This is a genomic window from Embleya sp. NPDC050154 (assembly GCF_044460165.1).
Taxonomy (GTDB): Bacteria; Actinomycetota; Actinomycetes; order Streptomycetales; family Streptomycetaceae; genus Embleya.
In genome coordinates, this window is record NZ_JBITJP010000013.1 from 208,431 (window position 1) to 225,382 (window position 16,952).

The 16,952-nt window shown below is 71.8% G+C and carries 13 protein-coding genes; 8 read left to right on the forward strand and 5 right to left on the reverse strand.

The window, feature by feature from the left end:
• Window positions 1–51: 51 nt before the first annotated feature.
• Window positions 52–1,374, reverse strand: a complete 1,323-nt coding sequence (locus ACIBSV_RS26860) for a hypothetical protein (protein WP_395867297.1) — start codon at window positions 1,372–1,374, stop codon at window positions 52–54.
• 97 nt (window positions 1,375–1,471) lie between these two features.
• Here ACIBSV_RS26860 and ACIBSV_RS26865 point away from each other — a divergent pair, with 97 nt between their 5' ends.
• Both ACIBSV_RS26865 and ACIBSV_RS26870 read left to right on the forward strand, forming a co-directional pair.
• Window positions 1,472–3,046 carry a serine/threonine-protein kinase gene (locus ACIBSV_RS26865; RefSeq protein ID WP_395867299.1) on the forward strand — a complete coding sequence of 525 codons (1,575 nt, stop codon included), beginning with the start codon at window positions 1,472–1,474 and terminating at the stop codon, window positions 3,044–3,046.
• Between the two features lie 99 nt (window positions 3,047–3,145).
• Window positions 3,146–3,709, forward strand: coding sequence for an XRE family transcriptional regulator (locus ACIBSV_RS26870; protein WP_395867301.1), 564 nt, complete (start codon window positions 3,146–3,148; stop codon window positions 3,707–3,709).
• 178 nt (window positions 3,710–3,887) lie between these two features.
• Here ACIBSV_RS26870 and ACIBSV_RS26875 read toward each other — a convergent pair whose 3' ends face one another.
• Window positions 3,888–4,991 carry an AraC family transcriptional regulator gene (locus ACIBSV_RS26875; protein WP_395867303.1) on the reverse strand — a complete coding sequence of 368 codons (1,104 nt, stop codon included), beginning with the start codon at window positions 4,989–4,991 and terminating at the stop codon, window positions 3,888–3,890.
• Window positions 4,992–5,336: 345 nt separating this feature from the next.
• On the opposite strand from ACIBSV_RS26875, the gene ACIBSV_RS26880 reads away from it, so the two are divergent.
• Entirely contained in the window at window positions 5,337–6,305 is a 969-nt protein-coding gene (locus ACIBSV_RS26880; protein WP_395867305.1) for a helix-turn-helix domain-containing protein, read from the forward strand.
• Entirely contained in the window at window positions 6,292–7,485 is a 1,194-nt protein-coding gene (locus tag ACIBSV_RS26885; protein WP_395867307.1) for a hypothetical protein, read from the forward strand. Before ACIBSV_RS26880 ends, ACIBSV_RS26885 begins: the two co-directional genes overlap by 14 nt.
• A gap of 55 nt (window positions 7,486–7,540) precedes the next feature.
• Here the strand turns inward: ACIBSV_RS26885 and ACIBSV_RS26890 are convergent, their stop codons facing one another.
• Entirely contained in the window at window positions 7,541–8,479 is a 939-nt protein-coding gene (locus tag ACIBSV_RS26890; protein ID WP_395867309.1) for a hypothetical protein, read from the reverse strand.
• Window positions 8,480–8,955: 476 nt separating this feature from the next.
• Here ACIBSV_RS26890 and ACIBSV_RS26895 point away from each other — a divergent pair, with 476 nt between their 5' ends.
• Complete coding sequence (locus ACIBSV_RS26895) at window positions 8,956–9,954, forward strand: hypothetical protein (protein ID WP_395867311.1); 999 nt, start codon at window positions 8,956–8,958, stop codon at window positions 9,952–9,954.
• Between the two features lie 102 nt (window positions 9,955–10,056).
• Here ACIBSV_RS26895 and ACIBSV_RS26900 read toward each other — a convergent pair whose 3' ends face one another.
• Window positions 10,057–11,202, reverse strand: coding sequence for a Glu/Leu/Phe/Val dehydrogenase (locus tag ACIBSV_RS26900; protein ID WP_395867313.1), 1,146 nt, complete (start codon window positions 11,200–11,202; stop codon window positions 10,057–10,059).
• A gap of 126 nt (window positions 11,203–11,328) precedes the next feature.
• On the opposite strand from ACIBSV_RS26900, the gene ACIBSV_RS26905 reads away from it, so the two are divergent.
• Window positions 11,329–12,315, forward strand: coding sequence for a LysR family transcriptional regulator (locus tag ACIBSV_RS26905; protein WP_395867315.1), 987 nt, complete (start codon window positions 11,329–11,331; stop codon window positions 12,313–12,315).
• A gap of 265 nt (window positions 12,316–12,580) precedes the next feature.
• On the opposite strand, the gene ACIBSV_RS26910 is transcribed toward ACIBSV_RS26905, so the two are convergent.
• Entirely contained in the window at window positions 12,581–13,699 is a 1,119-nt protein-coding gene (locus tag ACIBSV_RS26910; RefSeq protein WP_395867317.1) for a hypothetical protein, read from the reverse strand.
• 554 nt (window positions 13,700–14,253) lie between these two features.
• On the opposite strand from ACIBSV_RS26910, the gene ACIBSV_RS26915 reads away from it, so the two are divergent.
• Together ACIBSV_RS26915 and ACIBSV_RS26920 are read left to right on the forward strand one after the other, a co-directional pair.
• A complete protein-coding gene (locus tag ACIBSV_RS26915; RefSeq protein ID WP_395867319.1) occupies window positions 14,254–15,150 on the forward strand; it encodes a hypothetical protein in 897 nt (298 codons plus the stop codon).
• 103 nt (window positions 15,151–15,253) lie between these two features.
• Complete coding sequence (locus ACIBSV_RS26920; RefSeq protein WP_395867321.1) at window positions 15,254–16,810, forward strand: hypothetical protein; 1,557 nt, start codon at window positions 15,254–15,256, stop codon at window positions 16,808–16,810.
• The last annotated feature ends 142 nt before the right edge of the window (window positions 16,811–16,952 follow it).

The following is a 16,952-nucleotide window of genomic DNA, read 5'->3' on the forward strand; positions in this document are numbered from 1 at the left end:
GGGTCGCCGGGGTCGGGGATCCGAGGAAGCGGTGCGCGGGCCGAACCCGGCTCAGCCGGGGCGGGTACCGGAGGTGCGTCGGCGGATCAGCCAGGTCGCCAGTCCGGCGCCCAGGAGCAGCGCGAGCGGCAGGCCCAGCCACACGGCGGGGCCGCCGAACGCCGCATTCGCGCCCGTGGACTTCTCGGCGCCGGTCGGTTGCCCGCCGGCCTGGGCCGGGGCCCCGCCCGCAGTGGCCGCGCCGTTCGTGGGCGTCCACCCGGGGGGTGTGGCGGATGCCCCCGAGTCCGGCGCGTATCCGGGACCGGGCTCCTTGGTACCGCCGACGGACACGTCGACGGCGAGCGAGCGTTGCTCGCCCTCGCCCTGTACCGCGACCGCGAGGTAGTACCACCCGGGCAGCATGTCGGCGAGCTCCTGCTGCCGTTCGCTGCGGTTGAGGTAGCGCACGGGCCGGGTCGCGAACGGGTCCGAACGGCCGGCGAAGATGTGCTCCGTGTCGAACACGGCCGCCGACTCCTGGGCGAGTTCCTCGCGTACGGGGTTGTACAGGCGCACCTCGGTCGGGGCGTACCCCCGCCCGCCACCGACCCGGACCTGGAGGGCCAGGCTCCGGCCCCAGTCCAGGCGGACGCGGTAGAAGGCCCATTCGCCGAACGCGATGTCGTCGGTGAAGTGGCCGGAGCCGGGGAGCGGGGCGGCATCGGCGAACGAGCCGCCGCCGACCACCGGTACGGGCGCGCCGCCCGGTTCGGTGTAGCGCGCGATCACGGATTCGGCCGGGCCCTTGTCGAGCACGGCCGGCTCCAGGAAGATCCGCAGTTCCAGCGGGACCGGCGGACCGGTGCCCCGGCGGGTCACCGAGAACACCTGCCGGCCGGGCCGAACACAACTGTTGTTGCGGCCGGTGGAGGTCGCTCCCCAGTTCAACGACGCCGTGACGACCTTCGACAACGACTGGGAGAGTCCGGTGTCCGTCCGGCACGAGCCGCTGCGGTCGTCGATCTGCTTGAGATCGAGCGCTTCCAGGCCCTTCACCGTGCTGACGGTCGTCCCCGACACGTATACGGTGTGGCCCAAGGGCACGTCCACGGCGTAGTACTTGACCTCTTTGTCCGCCATCCGGTCCAGATAGTCGCCGGGGGCCAGCGACACCGCGCGGGCGCCGTCGGGCGCGCCGGAGACGGGTGTTCCGGTGGGCGAGTAGGTACGGGGCGCATGATGGTTCAGCGAGGCGGACGCGGGTTCCGGCGAGGACCGGTGAGGGGCGAGTGTGTGCGCCTCGGCGGCGAAGGCGTGCGGAGCCGCGCCGGGTACCGACACCATACCCAAGGTGAGCGCCGCCGCACCGGCCAGGAACGCTGGCAGTCTCATGCCCGGGAATGTAGATCGGGATTGCACTTGCAAACAATAGATTACCGGAGAGTAATGGGCCCGCTGGGTGCCCGAACCCCTGCGCTAGGGTGACGGCGTGCCCACACCGCTCGCCGGCCGCTTCACCCTCGTCGATCCCGTCGGAACCGGAATGTCCGGCACCGTATGGCGGGCGTTCGACCACCGGTTGGGCGGCTACTGCGCCGCCAAGCTGGTGCGCCCGGCCGACGCGGGGTTGCTGCTGCGGGTGGTGCGCGAGCAGGGGTTCCGACTGGAACACCCGCACGTCTCGTCGCCCTACACGTGGGTCGCCGACGGCGACGTGCTGATCGCGATGGAGTTGTACGCGGGCGGGTCGCTGGCCTCGCTGATCCGGGATCACGGCGCCCTGCCCGAGCCGTACGTCGCGGCGATTCTCGGCCAACTCCTGGACGCCTTGGAGCATGTGCACGACGTCGGCCTCGTGCACCGCGACGTCAAGCCCGCGAACGTCCTGCTCGAGGTGACGGGACAGGGCCGGCCGCACTGCCTGCTCGGCGACTTCGGCCTGGCGCTGCCCCGCGAGGGTCCGCGGCTGACCGAGGCCGGTCACGTGGTGGGCACTTGGGGCTATCTGCCGCCGGAGGCCGCCACCGGCGCGCCGCCGGACGTACGCCGTGACCTGTACGCGCTGGGCGTCCTGGCGTGGCAACTGCTGTCGGGCAGCGAGGATCCGCCCGACGGGCCGCCGAGCATCCCCCTCGCCGCCGGTGCGTTGTGGGACCTGGTGGGCGCGCTGACCGAGGCCGAACCGCAAGCGCGACCGCAGGACGCCGCGTGGGCGTCGGCCCGGCTTCGCGAGATCGCGCCCGGATTGGGGCCGGTGACCCCCGCGTCGACCGTGGACGGCGAGCCGATCGAGGTCTTCGACGTGGTGGGCCCGCTGCCCGGCGAGGCGCCGGAAGGCCCGGTGCTGCGCGGGGTGTCGCGGACCACGGTGACCTGGCCGGACGGTCGGGTCCCGGCGGCGCGCGGTGCCTCGTCGGGGAGCCGGGTGGTCACGGTGTCGTCGTCGGCGCCCGTGTCGCCGCCGGGGCCGACCGCGCCGCCCGTGCCGGCGGGCGTCCCGGCGCCGCCCGTCGTCGCCACACCGCCCGCCCGCCCCGTCGCGCCGCCGCCCGCGCCGCCGTCGGCACCGGCCGCGTTGTCGGGGCTCGCGGTTCCGGCCGAGGCGCCGTCGGTCTCGCTGTGGCTGCGGGCGGCGGAACGGAACGCGGCCGATCCGGCTCCCCGGGCACCCGCGCCGGTCGGGGCGCCGGCCGGAAATCGCCGTGGTCGGCGCCGAGTCGGATCCCCCGGGACGTGGGCGTTCGTGGGCGGCGTGGTCGCCGTCGCGGCGGTGACGACCGCGTTGATCACGAGTGGCGACGAGGAGGAACCGGCCGACCCCGGTCCGACGCAACCGAGCGCGCCCGCGCTCACCCGCCCCTCGGACCGGCCGTCCGGCACCGCGGGGGCGCAGCCGTCGGCCTCGCCTCCGGCGCCGGCGCCGCTCCCGAGGGACGTGGCGGCCGGCACCCCGTGTGATTGGTACGACGTGTCGGCGGAAGTTCGCACACCCGACGGAAAACGCATGCGCTGCACCTATCGGGACGACGGGACGTATCGGTGGATGGCGCTCCCGACGCCCTGAGGCGGCCTCGAACCGGCGGGCCCGACCTCGCGCGCCGGGTCGGGAACGATCCGGCGCATTGCAATTGCAAACACGCCGTTCGCAGTGCATGATGCGACGGTGACCAAGTCGCAGGAGGATCAGGAGGCCGTCGCGCGCAACCGGGCGCGCCAGACGGAGTGGTACGGCGAGCCGTTGAACGACCGCTTCCGTCGGCTCCTGAAACGGCTGGGCACCTCGCAGATGGAACTGGCCAACATGCTGGGCCTGTCCGCGCCGATGCTCTCGCAACTGATGTCCGGTCAGCGGGCCAAGATCGGCAACCCCGCCGTGCTGGCCCGACTCCAAGAGGTCGAGGCACTCGTCGCCTCCACCGACTTCGACCGCCTGGCGGTCGCCGATCGGGAGGCCGCGCTGGAGCGGGTGCGTTCGCACCAGCCCAGCACGCGCACGGCCCTGCGGCTGAACGGTCCCGAGGTGCTGACCGGTCCGCGAGCGGACCCGGCCGCGGCGGTGCACGCGGTGTTGCGTGCGGTGGCGTCGGCCGCCGAGATCGAGTCCGCGGCCGAACTGCTCGCCCAGCGCTATCCGGGCCTGGCGGAGGTCCTGCGGGTGTACGGCAACGGACGCACATCGGACGCCCGCGAACACTTCCGCGCCACCGTGGGACTCTCGGCGCTGTAGGCGGTCGCGAATCATCGTGCGCCCGACGGCGTGTCCGCCCACCGCGCCCGCCGCGCCCACCGCATGCGGCGGGCACAACAGGCGCGGTGGGCACAGCGGATGCGACGGACACGGTGCCCCGGCCGATGCGGCCGGGCCACCGATTCCATCGATCATCGACCCGACGCGGTGCCCCCGATCAGCCCGCGGCGCGCGAGATCTCCGGGTCCGCCGCTCCGCTGCGCAAGGTCCGCGAGGGCAACTGCCCGTATGTCTCGCGGTACATGGAACCGAAACGACCCAGGTGACCGAAGCCCCAACGCAGCGCGATGTCGGTCACCGTCTCCCGGGACCTTCCCTCGGCCACGTTGAGCAGATCCGCGTGCGCGCCGGCCAGGCGCACTCGGCGGAGGTGGCCCACGGGAGTCACGCCCAGGTGGATGCGGAACTTCTCCTGAAGTGTGCGCACACTCATGCCGGCCGCGGCGGCAACGGCCTTGACCGAGATCGGTTCACCGGCGTGTTCGGCGCAATAGGCCAGGGCCCGGCGCAGGCCGTTCGGCTCGGTCGAGCCCGCGTCGGGCCGCGAACCGGCGCCGTAGGCGGGCGCGCAGGAGAGCAACCCGTGCACCAGCACCTGTTCGAAATGGCGCGCGGCCAACTGCGAACCGGCCAGATGTCCGGCCGAATCGACCATCGCGCTGAAGTCGCGGGCCAGCGAGAGCCATTGCCGGACGCCGAGGTCGGCGCCGTCCAGGTACGGGCCCAACGCGCCGACCCTCGACGACTCGCCGGCGCGCTCCATCGCCCGCTCCATCGTCGCGCCCGGGATCCGGACGATCACCACGGAGGTGTCGGGTTCCCAGCTCAGCCGCGCCGGGCGATCGGGGCCCAGGACACACGGGGAGAGAGCGCTCTCCACGTCGTCGATGACGACTCGGCCCCACCCCCGGTGGCGGATGGGGATCAGGTAATCCGGGGTGTTGCCGTCGAGGTACATGTCGACGCGGGCGCCGTAGGCGAGTTCGTGGATCGAAATGTCGCCCTCGTGCAGCACCCGGAAGCTCGCCTTGATCCGCGCCGCGGGGATGTGCAGCCGGTGCGGCCCCAGCCGGGAGGCCACGGCCGCGTGCACCGCGGCGGGATCGGCCCCTTGGTAGAGCACACGCCGATGGGCGGTGGTCTCGGTCGTGGGAACGCGGGCGGCCTCGGCGATGGGTTGCCTCCGCTCGACCAATACGGGACGAAAGGGGGTGGACGCGGACATGATCTCCTGGGTCTTCGCCTCGATGGGACGGTTCACGCCGGGCGCCTTGCGGACGTGACCGCGGCGCAGCGGGACAGGCGCGCCGATCGGTCGCGGACGACCCGGGCATGGGCGATTTCGCGGTGGTCGGTGTCACACACGCGAGCGGGCCACGAGAACGGGCGATATATGCCCGCCGGCCCCATTTGCCCGTACCGCATTTGTGCCTGCCCGCCCGCTTCGGAATTGGATGTCACGGACCGCGTTCGAATGAACGCGCTTTCGTTCGAGTATGGATCCGTGAAGAGTCCCGCATAAGGTCGAGTCCGTTACCCGGCGCTGGTAAATTCGTCAGTAACAACGTGGGCCGCTCCCGGGTGGCCCCGTCACGGGGAGCTCAATATGCCGAAAATCGGTGACCGAACGCCGCTGACTACCGAATTGTTGGCCACTCCGGCCATGATCAGGGCCTGTGCGGACCGCGATCTGGGGGCCATATTCCGGCTTGCGCAAGATGATCTCGGATTTACTCTGAGCAAATTGGCGCGGCTGTGCGAGATGACACCGAGCAGGGTGGGGGATTACGTCAAGGGAAGGGCCCAGGTCCGCCAGCAGCACGTTATCGAGCGGGTTTCCCAGGGGCTGCGCATTCCCGGCGAAATGTTGGGCCTTGCCCCCCAGCCGTGGGAGGACGACCGGCCCCTGGACGCCCCGGCCCCGGTCGGGGAGCCGACCCGCGCCGCCGCCGCCGACCACTGGGAACCGGTGCCGTGGGACACGTCGAGCGAGCAGTCGATGCCGTTCGGCGACGCGGTGGAACTCTCGCTACAGGTGAACATCGAGGTGGACGCCCGGGGGGACGTGCGGTTGACCTATCGCCAGGTCGTACTGAACCTGACCGGCCGACCGCTCACCCGGATGGTGCGGGAGATGTGGTTCGAGCGCACCCGCGGCCGATTGACCATCACGCCCACCGACGCGTGCGACCGGCAGATCGCCATCCAGCGGCTGTACGAAACCACCGGCTTGAGCAAGTTCGCGTGCCAGATTTCACCGCCCGTCCCGCACGGGGAGACTACGGTCATCGAATACGTGTGTGAGGGAGGGATGTTCGTGGACGCGACGTACTGGCGTCAGGCCATCGCGCGGCCTACGCGACAATTCTCCCTGAGCGTGACCCAACACGGGGTCACCGAGTTCCGCGGGTGCGGTGCGATCGAGCAGTATCCGGACGGCTCGGAGAGCTCGGTCACCCAGCACACCCGATGGAGTCTCGACGAGGATCGACTGCACGTGACGTTGTCCAGGCAAGACCTGCACGCCAATCAGTACGTGACCTTGCGTTGGGATGTGGTCCATGACAGTGCGTAACGAGATCGAAGCGGCGATTCGCGCCTGGCACCACCTCGAGATCGAGCGAGGTGGTGCCCCGATCATCGACTTCGACTTCTTTCCCGAGGCCGCGCCGGTGCCCGCCGCGGGTGATCGACTGGCCGTACACGCGCGGCTGAGCGAACTCGCGGCGGCCCCGGAACTGGCGGACGCACCCCGCCTGGCCACCCGGCTGAACGCCGATCTGGCCTATCTGGGCGCCCAGTTGGGGCAACGTCTCGACCTCGACGAGTACATCCGAGCCACCCAGGGCTGCGCCGCGGTGGGCTGGTCGGCGGACTACGTCGCCGAACGAGCTGAACTGGCACGCGAGTTGCTCGAAGGGTTGGGCATCGGCTGGCACGACGCCACCGATCGGGAACTGCGGATCGCCGAAGAGCCCCTGGACGCGGACCTGGTGCCGACCGAGATCCGGGTGGCGGCGGCCGAGTACGAACCGGCGGTCCGCAAGGTGACCGAATCCGTGGCGTCCTACGAGCTGACCATCGAATGCGTCGAGGTCGACGCCTACTGGGCGTACTGGTTGGACGGCGTGGGACGGCACGTTCGACTACGGCTCAATCCGCGCAACGCGCGCTTCACCCGGGTCGGCGCACGGCAGTTCGCACTGCACGAGGTGCTGGGCCACGGTCTCCAGGCGGCGAGCTTCGCGCACCGGTGCGCCGGCGAGGACGTGCCGTGGGTGCGGGTGTTGTCGGTACACGGACCCACCCAGGTGGTGCTGGAGGGACTGGCCCAGGCGCTCCCGCTGTTCGTGACGCCCGACGACGCCGTGCTGATCGCCCGGGTGCGACTGGACCACTACCTGCAACTGGTGCGCAGCGAACTGCACTTGGCCATCAACCGCGGAGTGGGTGTGGCGGCGTGCGCGGCCCATGCCCGGGCCCGGGTGCCGTTCTGGACCGACGAGCAGATCGCCGATCTGATCTGCGACCGCGGTGCCAACCCGCTGCTGCGCTCGTACCTGTGGGCCTATCCGGCCGGCTTCGACTGGTTCGTCCGGCTCGCGGAGGAAGGGGGACCGGTAGCCGCCGACGTGCTGCGCGCGGCATACCACACCCCCCTGGCCCCCGACGACCTGCACCGCCTGTGGGCGGCCGGCCCCCAGGTGGGCGGGAGTGGAAACCCGCTTCCGCCACGCGCGCTCGCGCACCATTGACCAACCCACGCGGCCCCGCCGGGCGGGGCCGCAGGATCGGACCCGGCCGGCGTGCTCAGGTTCGCGCCATCCGCCTGCGGGCCGCTCGCGCCCCCGCGGAATCCGCCGCCCCGCCGGCCGCGTAGGCGTCCAGCACCAACGGGCCCACGGCCTGCGCGACGACCGGGTCGGTGACCCGCAACCAGCAGAAGTGCGCGTTCGCGGCCATCCGCGCCGGCCACTCCCCGGGCTCGGCCAATCCGTCGCCGAAGGTGACCGCCTCGGCGTACAACCGCACGGCCAACTCGGGTCGCCCCGTGGCCAGTGCCACGTAGCCGTGCACCTCGCGCGCGGCCAACCGCCGGGCCGGATCCGCGGTGGAGATCGCGTCCAGATCGGCCGCGATCGCCAACGCGTGAGCCCCGTTCCCGGCGTGCATCGCACCGCGAATCAGGTCCAAAACCAGGCGCTCCTCCTCCTCGGGAGGCGGCAGGTCGTCGGGCGTGCGCACCCTCGGGGCCGACGGCGCCGAAACCGCGGGCGCGGATCCCGGCGGGGCCCAGGTCGGCGCCGGCAGGACCGGGTCGGCACCGATCACCGGGCTCGCCGCCGACCCCACGGCAGGCGCCGCCGTGAACTCGGGCGTCACCGGCGGCCGGGCCGGGACGGACCCGGCGACCTCCTCGGACGAAGACCGTCGCAGGCCGAACCTGCCGCGCCGCCGCTCCGGCCGCGCCGGCTCGACCCGCGGCGTCGGCAGCACCGGCGGGCCCGCCTCGGCGATGGAGCGGTCCGCGTACACGTTCAACGGAAACATGGTCCCGTCCGGCTCCACGGCGTGCACCCGAACCGGATGCCCGAGCAGCCGAGCCTGTTCGGCGACGACCGAGAGGGCAATTGCGCGTGGATCGCCCCCGGGCGGCACCGGCACGGTTTGACCGGCCACCCGCACGGCGTGATCCGCCGAAATCTCCACGACGATGACGGGCCCGTCGGGGACGATGCCAGTTGTCACGAGGGCTCCTCGATATCAGGAATCGGCGCACCGGCGACACGGTGGTGACGCGCAGTGGAAATGCGCTCACGGAATCGACCCGAGGAGGTCGCGATCGAATGTCACCCGGCCATCGGCTCGATCCGGGCGCCGGCCGGAATGAATGTGGGGGGAAGCGGAACTGTTTTGCAGCATACATTCGACGGTGCAGTCGGCGCAGCGGCGGGGGTATCGACCGGTGCAACATTTCGAGGATAAAGTCGTCGTCGGGCGTCCCGCCATTCGATGCGGCATCGGGTGTCGATGTTTCCGGGCAATTGCGGGGAGCCGGCGGGCGGTCGCCCCGGGCGGCTCCGGGAAGCCCCGGATGGCCATTCCCTGCGGTTACCTTCGGGTTTACCGAGTTCGGGTAACCGATACGGCCTTTGCGCGCGCGCCCGATGGGGGCACGCTGGCGGCAGGTAAGGCACGATCTCGCATCGGCGGAGAGATAACGCATGAAACTCCCGAACAAGGTCGACGTCCTCGAAGAGCCCGGGGGCGCGGTCGAGTTCCTGTCCCCGGCTCGGACGACGGCGGCCGTCCGGCGTCTGGCGGCGGTGTATCCGCACACCGCACTGCCGACGTTCCACGACGAGTTGGTCGCCGTCCGCCGGCGCGCCACCGCGGTGGAGTCGGAGCACGGAGACCCGGACGGTGCGCGCGTCGACCCGCTGACCAAGGCGCTTGTGCGCGGCATCTCCGGCTGGGCCCGGCACGACCTGGGAGACACCCGCGAAGCGTTGGCGGCGACCCAGGCCGGACTGGTGAACGCGGTCGCGGACGCGCGCAACCCCAGCGCCGAAGTGTGGCTGCGCGGTGTGCAGTCGTTGATCGCCTACCGGGCCGGCTGGGTGCACGAGGCACTGCGCTACGCCCGACTGGGCGCTTCGGTACAGGACTCCGGGGTGGGCACCCCCGCCGTGTGGCTGCACTCCCTGGTCGCGCTGACCCAGGCCTCGCTGGGCGACGCGCTCGCGGCGTCGGCCGCGCTGCGCGCCGCCGCCGACGCCCGCGAGCTGTCCCGGCGCGACGAACTCGACGAGATCGGCGGCCTGCTGAACTTCGACCCGGCTCGGCAAAGTGCCTACGAGGCGCTGACCCGGGTCTTCATCCCCGGTGCGGAACGCAGGGCGATCGAAGCCGCGGAGATCGCGCTGAGCCGGTACGCGGCGGTCGCCCCCGAGGGCTACTCGTTCGCCGACGAGATGCAGGCCCGGGTCGCCATCGCGCTGGCCTACGCGAGCCTGGACGAGATCGAGGCGACCACCGAGGCGCTGCGCCCGGTGCTGCGACTCGAACCTGCCTGGCGCGTGCACGGATTGTTGTCCCTGGTCATGCAGGTGCACATGCGGCTGCGTCGTCCGCTGCGGGCGCGCGAGACGCGAGTGCGCGAACTCCAGGAGGAGATCGAGACCTTCTGCCAGATGCCGCTGTCCCTGGACACGCACGCCTGAGCCGGGTCGAACATCGCCATGCGCCGGGTCAGGTGCCGTGCGAAGGCCGGCCGCAGGTCGACGGTCGGACACGACCCCGACCCCCGAACCCCGAGCCGGCGGTCAACGCGCCACCCTGCCCTTCAGCCGCATCGCGGCCAATACCCGCTCCTGGGCCAGCGAGCGCGCGGCCTCGTGCGAGGTGATCCCTCGACGAGCGCCCTCCTCGTGGACCAGTACGGCGTTCTCGCGCAGCTTCGTGGACACGGTCGCCCGGATCACCTCCGGGTCCGGGCGAAACGCCGAGTAGCGTGCGTCCATGGCGAATCCGGCGGCCACCACACCGCCGGCGTTCGCGATGAAGTCGGGCACCACCACGATGCCCCGGTCCGTGAGCACGCGTTGGGCGGCGGGCGAGGTGGGCAGATTGGCGCCCTCCACGACCAGCCGGGCGGTGATCCCGTCGGCCACTCGCTCGTCGATCACGTCCTGGATCGCCGCCGGCACCAACACCTCGGTGGGTACCGTCAGTTCGAATCCGAGCGGATGCACGGTCCCACCCGAGTACTCCTTGACCGCGAGGTCGCCGCTGTCCGCGTGCGAGCGCAACAACCGTTCCACCTCCAGGCCGTGCGGGTCGTACAACGTCCCGTGCACGGAGGAGACCGCGACCACCGTCGCACCGAGCTCCGCGAAGCGGCGCACGGCGGCCGAGCCGACCGCGCCGAACCCCTGGACCACCACCCGGGCGCCCCGAAGGGGCAGATTGATGTGCGCCAACATCGCGTCGGCCACCTCGGCCACCCCGAACCCGGTCACCCCGAGCCGGTCGTAGGGGACCCCGCCCAACACGGCGTCGGTGCCCACCGCCGCACCGCGATCGCCCAGTTCGTCCTGGATGATCGCGGCGTCGTCCTCGGTCAATCCCATGTCCAGACCGAACACGTACTCGCTGGGCACCTCGTTCCACAGGGCTCGCGCGAACGCCCGCAGTATCGCCTCTTTGTCCGATCCGGCCGGATCGCCCACGATTCCGGCCTTGGCGCCGCCGTAGAACAGGTCGACCGCCGCCCACTTCCACGTCATGACCCGGGCCAAGCGGGCCACCTCGGTGGTGGTTACCGTCGGGGACATCCGGGTGCCGCCCTTACCCATGCCACGGGCGGTGTTGTCGATGACCAGCACGCCCTTCATTCCGGTGCGGGTGTGTGACACGGAGACGACCTTCTCCGGCCCCCACTGATCCATCAGCGACAGGACATCCGACATGTCGAAGCACTCCTCGAGACCCAACGATCGATACGGTTACCGTGCTCCAACAGAGTCGTGGCCCGGATTCCGAGTGCCAAGATGCGCCAGCCCGCGACCTCGTTCGAGCGAGGCCAAGGAATACTGATGCTCAACCCCTTGCACCTGCAGACGCTCATCGAGGTCGTGCTCACCGGCTCGTTCGCGCGCGCCGCGCGCCGCACCGGATACACCGCGTCGGCGGTATCCCAGCAAATCGCCGCGCTGGAACGAGCGGTGGGAACGCCGCTGTTCGAGCGCGAGGCACACGGCATCCGGCCGACCGGGATGGCGTTCACGATCGCCGATCGAGCCCGCGACGCGATCGCCGTACTGGACAGCCTGGAGCGCGACATCCGCGATGTGGTGCAAGGCCGCAGCGGCAGGCTGGCGTTGGGCACGTTCCCCACCGCCGGTGAACGCCTGGTCCCGCACGCCGTGGCCGAGCTGACCCGACTGCACCCCACCGCCGAGATCCTGCTGGACGAGGCCGAGCCGGACGACCTGGTACCGCAGGTGCAGAAGGGCGACCTGGACCTGGCCCTGGTTTTCGCCTACGACCTGGTGCCGCGCGTGTGGCCGGAAGAACTCACGGTCTTCCCGCTCGTCGAGGAGACACTGGCACTCCTGGTGCCGGAGGGCCACCCCGCGCTGCGCGAGGACGGCGTCGACATCGCTGATCTGGCCGACGAGCGGTGGGTGGCCAGCCGGCCCGGAACGGCGGGCTCCACGAGCCTGTCCCGGGTGTGCGCCGCGCACCGCTTCGCGCCCAAGGTGGCCTTCCGCAGCAACGACTACGACGTCGTGCAGGGCCTGGTCGCCGCGGGGGCGGGTGTGGCCATCGTCCCCGGCCTGGCCTACCAGGCCCGGGAGGGGGTGGTGGGCGTACCGCTGGCGCACACGCCCTCGTATCGTCGGGTGTCCGCGCTGTACCGCACCGCCAACCACAATCCGCTGATGAAGGCGGCGTTGGGGGCGTTCGTGCTGGCCGGGCAGCGGCTCCAGGGCCGGTTCGTCCGGGCCGACGAGTCGCTCGGGCCGCTGGGAGCCCCGGCCGCCGTCGAGCACGTGGAGCGGGGGACGAAGCCGAGCTGATCGCGTTCCCGAAATCCGCTGCGAAGCCCGGGAGTCGCCGCTTTCCGCCCCGTGGATATCGAGCGATGGCTCGCCCACAGCGAGCCATCGAGTCTTTCGCGACACGGGGCGGAAAACGGCCGGCCATTCCCGCGCCGGCGACGAACCGCGGCCAGGAGAGCGGATGAACCCGCGGACACGGAAAAGGCCGGATTCGCGGTGCGTACATCGGCGGGTCGCCGAATCGACATCCCGAGAGGGCGAATTCGGCGACGCGTGCGGCGGGTCAGGCGGTCGCGGACCGTTCGAGGTCGGCCATTCGTCGGGCAACCGCCTTGGCGGCGGGGGAATCCACGGCGGAAATGGTGGTGTACGCGTCCCGGACGAGCCGGCCCAACGCGAGCGCGGATTTCGGATCCTTCACCCGGAGCCAACAATAGTGCGCGTTCTCCGCCATGCGCGGCGGCCAATCCCCGTCCGCGCCCAGGCGCAGACCGATCGAGACGGCTCCGGCGTACAACTCCACCGCGGGCTCGACCCGACCCGACAACAGGGCCACGTAGGCATGGACTTCGCGGCCGGCCAGGGTCTGTGCGGGATCGCCGGTCGCGGCGCTGGTCGCGTCCAGGGCGGCGGCCAGCTCCAACGCGCGTGCCGTGTCCCGCTCGTCGATCGAACGTCGAATCAGGCCGAGGGTGTGTGCCTGCTCGCGCGAGGGCGCAGGTGCGGCGGCCCCTCCGGGCGCCGTCGAGGAGACCCGCGCCGGGCCCTTCGCGTCGCCGGAAACCGCCTCGGCCGGTCGGCTCTCGCCCGGCGCGGCAGCGGGTGCGGCAGTCGAGGGAGGTCGCCACGCGGGGCTCGGATCAGGCGTTTCGTCGAAACCGGGAGTCGGCGAGCCGAGCTCCGAGGCAGCCGGCGCGGAGGCGGATTCGGCGCGGGGAGACCCGGGACGTGCGAGATCCGCCGACGGGGTGGACGGCGTCGGGTCCACGGCCGGACGAGGGTCCGACGGCGGTGTGTCGCGGGATTCGCGGAACTCGGGAGCGGGGCTCGGCGCGACCCGGGGATCGGGTGCCGACACGGGCGGCGGTCCGCTCGGCTCGGCCTTCTTGCGGCGGCCGAACAGGCCGCGGCGGGCCTGTGGGGCGGCCGAGGCCGGGCCCGCTTCGGTCGCCGAGCCGTCCGTGGACACCACGAGCGGGAACGTCGTACCGTCCGGTTCGATGGCATCGACCCGCACCGGGCGGCCGAGCAGCCGCGCCGTCTCGGCCGCGACGGCAAGGGCCGCCGCCCGGGGATCGCCATTCAATTCGACCGGTATCACATTGCCGTCGACGCGAACGGAGTCGTCCCACGCGATCTCGATGGTGACAACCGGCCAAGCGGGTATGGCGTTACCGGTCACGAGAGCTCCTCGATTTCGGGAATCGATGTACGACCGCACCGATTGTGACGTGCTGTGATAACCCCTTCACGGAGACTTCCATGCGGGCGTCGTCACCCGAAGCGGGTGGCCGGTGCTGCGGTCCGGCCCTATTCGCCCGGCCGCGTGAAACCGAGCTCCGATGTCGAAGTCGCGGATGGGAAGCATACATTCACCGGCGTGCTGCCGCGCGGAACACCGACCCGGGGCGCCCGTGTATCGAAGGTGGCGCGCATCACGAGTACGATGCCGACGACCGTCCCGGGTGGCTCATTCGATGGGTATACCGGGTCATTCCTTTGGCTGTGCCCGGATTTCGCCGGCCCGTACCGCGGACCGCCCGGAACCCTCCCGAGCCCGGGCGCGTCCTCGGTGGGACCGGGGACCGCGTGGCCGTCCGCCGATGGTCTTAGGGTGGGTTCCCACGATGCGCGCGGACTCGCTTGGCACAGTCGTGATCGCGCACGGTGGGAGGTCTCGGTCGAGACCGGACGACGCGTTCGAGACGCTCGTCGAGGATCCAGGGGGAGCCGTACATGATCGACCCTGCTTCGGTGCCGGCCGTACCGGTGATCGTGATCGAGATGACCGTCCACGGGGAGACGGCGGTGGACGGGGTACTCGTGCCCTTGGCGCCCGACGAGGACGCGCGGGCCGAGGCGATTCGGTGGGTCTCCGTCAAGGCCCTGGCCCTGGGGCGGCCGGTGCGGGCCGTCGCGGTCGAGGCGGACGGTACCCGCTGGCCGTTGATCGTCGGCGTCGACGGCGCCGTGGTCGCGACGGACGCGCATCCCGAGCCCGCCCGGTCGTCGGCACCGGCCGCGCGAACGGCGCCGGTCGGGGAGACGCACACCGCTCCGGTCGAGTTCGAGACGGTCGAGGCGCGGCCGGCGCCTGCCGCGGCTTCGGCGCCCCCCGCCGCTTCGGCGCCTGCCGCTCCGAGCCCCGCCACGCCCGAGCCGGCCGTCGCCGAAGCCTCCGTCCCCGTGGCCTCCGCCGCCGCCCCCGAGTCCTCGGCTTCCCTCGCGCGGCAGCGGCACGAGTTGCTGGTGCGGATCCGCGCGGCGGCCGACGCCGGGAACCTGGACGAGGCCCGCGAACTGTCGGAGCGACTCGTCGCGGACGGCGGGACCCCGCCGAGGGGGGCACGCGAAGTGCGCGCGTATGTCGCCGCCCTCGCCGGGGAACCCGAGCTGGCGGCGCGCATCTACGCCGAATTGGCCCTCGAGTCGGGCGTGGACGTCGCGTCGGACCCGGCGGCACAACGCTATGCGGCCAACGCGTACACCAGTTGGCGACGGGTGACCCGGCTCCGGGCAAGCCTGGAAGTCGGTCCCCTCGTGGTCGAGGCTCAAATGCGGGTGCGCGGCGCCGACGATCCGACGACGGGCGTCGCGACGCGCTGGCTCGAGGAACTCCGTTCGTTGGGTTGAGCGGTTTGGCAGGTCCTGTCTCGTTCGGCCCCGACGGGCGACGGCCTCGTCACCGGTCCCGCGGCCGACGACTCATCGAGACTCATCGAGGGGAGACGATCCAGTGGAAGAGCGTCGGGAAGGTGCCGACGAAGGCGCCGCGACACAACGCGACCGAGTCGTTCCCGAGGTGGGCGCGGGCGACGGGGCGAGCAGACCGGAGGCCGCGTTGCTCCCGCCGGACGAGGAGTGGTGGCCGGTCGCGACGCCGCGCTCCGCCGTTGATCCGCGTGGGCAGGAGGCGTTGCTTCCGCCGGACGAGGAGTGGTGGCTCGACGAGCCGCCGCGTCCCGCCGCCGCTCGGAACGGGCAGGAGTCGCTGCTCGCGCCGGACGGGGAGTGGTGGCCCGCGACGGTCGGCGTACCTTCCGTCTCCGCCGGCACCGCGGCCGAGCAGGACCCGGCCGATACCGACGCCGGGCAGACCTGGACGCCGCCGCGGCAGTTGTCCGCCCCCGCGTGGTGGCCGGCCGAGGGCGACGAGCGGGAGAACGTGCCGGCGGCGGAAGTCCCGGTCTCGGCCGCGCCGCTGCCGGTGCAGGCGGCGCCCGAGCCGGAGCCGGAGCCCACGCCCACGTTCCAGCCCGCGCCCGCGCCCGCGCCCAAGCCCAAGCCGGCGCCGGCACCCGAGCCGGAGTCGGACTTCGAGCCCGCCGAACTGCCGCCGTACGTCTCGCCGTACGCCGGATTCGAGGAACTGGACCAGGACCCGCCGCGCCAGGCCGCGGCAATGCCCTCGGTGCCCTCGGGCGGTTCCGGCGCCGACGAGCCGCTGCCGTACGTCTCGCCGTACGCCGGCTACGAGGAACTGGACCAGGACCCGCCGCGCCAGGCAGCCGCGACGCCTTCGGTGCCCTCGGCGTCCTCGACAGGTTCCGACCCCGACGAGCCGCCGCCCTATGTCTCGCCGTACGCGGGTTACGAGGACGAGCCGGACGAAGGCAATTCGCACACCTTTGCGGATGCGAATGCGGAACCGGAAGCGCTACCCACCGGCGCGCCGGGCGCGGGTCCCACCGGCTACTTCCCCCGCCCCCACGACTGGGAGTTGGCGGAGGAGAAGGCGGATCGCAAGCGGATCAAGCCGATGTTTTTGGTTGCGGCGGGTGCCGCGGGTCTGCTGGTGATCACCATCGGGGTGGTCCTGGTGTCGGGCGGCGACGACAAGCCCACGGCGGCGCCGGAACCCTCTCTCCCGAGCACGCTCGCGCCCGGACCGGCCGATCGGCAGGTGCCGGTCCAGCCGGGCAAGCCGTCCGGGTCCGCGGCCGCGTGGTCGACACAGACGGCGCGGCCGGTCGAGCAGGCCCAACTCGCCTCCCGGGTGCCGCGATCCGTCGCGGTGAGCGGGTTCGAGAAGGCGCTCAAGGTCGGTTGGGAGGCGCCGACGAACGTGCAGAACGTGAGTGGGTATGTGGCCATCGCGCAGACGCCCGCGGGCAGTCTGGTCGAGCGGGTCCTGGTCGGCGCCGACGAGCGAACCGCGGTGTTCTCGCAGGCGCCGCGCAGCTCCTGCTTCGTGGTGAGCACGCTGATCGGAGAGCCCACCGGCGTGCTCGTCGCCCGCGGGGAACCGGTGTGTCCGGACGCGAACAAGACCCCGCCGGCGGCGCAGAATTGACCGATTCGTCGGGTCGGGACCGACCGCGCGGCGCGGTCCTCGGCGGTCATCCGATTGGCGCGATCGGTCCCACGCAATCTGGATAGTGGGGTTCCCACGGGGTGGCTAATGTCGGCGTGCGCCTTGCATCAATCGGCATCAT

Coding starts and splice junctions, on each gene's coding strand:
- ACIBSV_RS26900 (WP_395867313.1), bottom strand. CDS start 11,202: ATGTCGGATGTCCTGTCGCTGATGGATCAGTGGGGGCCGGAGAAGGTC.
- ACIBSV_RS26915 (WP_395867319.1), top strand. CDS start 14,254: ATGATCGACCCTGCTTCGGTGCCGGCCGTACCGGTGATCGTGATCGAG.
- ACIBSV_RS26860 (WP_395867297.1), bottom strand. CDS start 1,374: ATGAGACTGCCAGCGTTCCTGGCCGGTGCGGCGGCGCTCACCTTGGGT.
- ACIBSV_RS26885 (WP_395867307.1), top strand. CDS start 6,292: ATGACAGTGCGTAACGAGATCGAAGCGGCGATTCGCGCCTGGCACCAC.
- ACIBSV_RS26880 (WP_395867305.1), top strand. CDS start 5,337: ATGCCGAAAATCGGTGACCGAACGCCGCTGACTACCGAATTGTTGGCC.
- ACIBSV_RS26905 (WP_395867315.1), top strand. CDS start 11,329: ATGCTCAACCCCTTGCACCTGCAGACGCTCATCGAGGTCGTGCTCACC.
- ACIBSV_RS26895 (WP_395867311.1), top strand. CDS start 8,956: ATGAAACTCCCGAACAAGGTCGACGTCCTCGAAGAGCCCGGGGGCGCG.